Origin of the sequence: Brevibacterium luteolum, from assembly GCF_025147615.1 — a bacterium.
In the GTDB taxonomy this organism is placed as follows: domain Bacteria; phylum Actinomycetota; class Actinomycetes; order Actinomycetales; family Brevibacteriaceae; genus Brevibacterium; species Brevibacterium luteolum.
Genome location: NZ_JALXPM010000087.1, coordinates 1 through 1,476, shown reverse-complemented (window position 1 = coordinate 1,476; position 1,476 = coordinate 1). Strand labels below are relative to the sequence as shown.

General features: G+C 64.8%; 1 protein-coding gene. It reads left to right on the top strand.

The features are described from left to right. Positions 1-49: 49 nt before the first annotated feature. The coding region (locus M3C25_RS13075; protein WP_259857221.1) for an HNH endonuclease signature motif containing protein at positions 50-1,476 on the top strand (1,427 nt) is incomplete at its 3' end.

Here is a 1,476-nt window from a genome sequence, read left to right as displayed (position 1 = left end):
GTGCCTCAATCTAGGTTGGAGGCAGATACACCGAAGGAGGTGATCTGCCATGACCGCCGAACCTGTTCCAGCTGATGGCGCCCAGCCCGCTGAGGCCCATCCGGAGTTCCTCGATGCTGCCGACATCGCACGGCTGAAGGCGCACTGCCCCGAACTGCTGGATGCGGTCACGGCACTGGAAGAATCCGCCTCCACGATCCAGCACAATGCCGCCCTGGACAGCGCCGCAGCGATCGCGATCGGCAAGGGACTTGAGCTCGTCCGCCGGAAACTCGAATCCGCCACCGCGCAGAGCACACGCCTCATGTCCCAGCAGATCGAACCCAGCCACTACGGTGTGCGGAAGCTGCCGGCACTGCTGAAGCAGAAGATGCGCATCACCACGTACGAGGCCCGTCGCCGGCTGTCGATGGCCCGCTGCTTAACGGAGCATCACAGCACAACCGGCCAGCCGATCCCGGCCCAGCTGCCGGAAGTTGCTGCCTGCCTGCAGGCAGGCACCATCTCGGTCGATCAGGCCCAAGCGATCATCAAACAGATCGACGCACTGCCACCACGCGTGCGCGCCGAACACAAACCCGCCATCGAACGGGTCCTGGTCGAAAACGCCCCAGGCCTGCGCGTCGAGGAATTCCGAGTGCTCGGCAAGCGCATCCTCGGCTACCTCGACCCAGACGGCAAACTCGAAGCCGAACCCAGCCACCCCGATGACTACTTCGTCACCGTCAACCAGAAAACCAACGGCGACTGGATCCTACGCGGACTCCTCGACTCGACAACCGGGCTGACCCTCAACGCACTGCTGACCAACCGCCAACAAGGCCCTGCCGATATCGTTGAGACAGTCCGCACTGCAGCAGACAATCCACAAGGCGGCTCCGCGTCCCCTGAAGAAGATGACTCCACTGTGGCCGGTGCCGGGCACCTCGATGCCGCTGGCTCATCGTTCGGCCCACCCGCCATGGATCCGTTCGCGGATTCCTGGGAGGACGCCGGCTGCCAAGCGAACGCAGCCACAACCGATGGCAACCCGACCATCGCACCGGTCTTCGACGACACCCGTCCCGACGGAGCACGCCGCCACGACCGCTTCTCAGTCCTCATCACCCGCGGCGCCAGCGAACCCACCGGGACCGGCTCCTACGCTCTCGTCGTCACCGCCACAGCTGAACAGCTCGCACGCGGCGAAGGCGAAGTCGAAGCCGCAGGCGGCCACACACGACTCGAAGACATCCTGCAGCTCTCCCCTGGAGGCAAGTTCTACTACTCAGCCACCAGACCAGGCACCCGCGACGTCAAAGTCCGCACAGAAGGCCGCTTCGCCACCCCAACCCAAATGACACTGCTCAAAGCACGCGACCGCGGCTGCAGCTTCCCCGACTGCGATATCCCCGTCGGCTGGTGCGAAGCCCACCACATGCACGCCCACCGCCACGGCGGACCCACAGACCTGAGCAACCTCACGCTGCTGTGCCG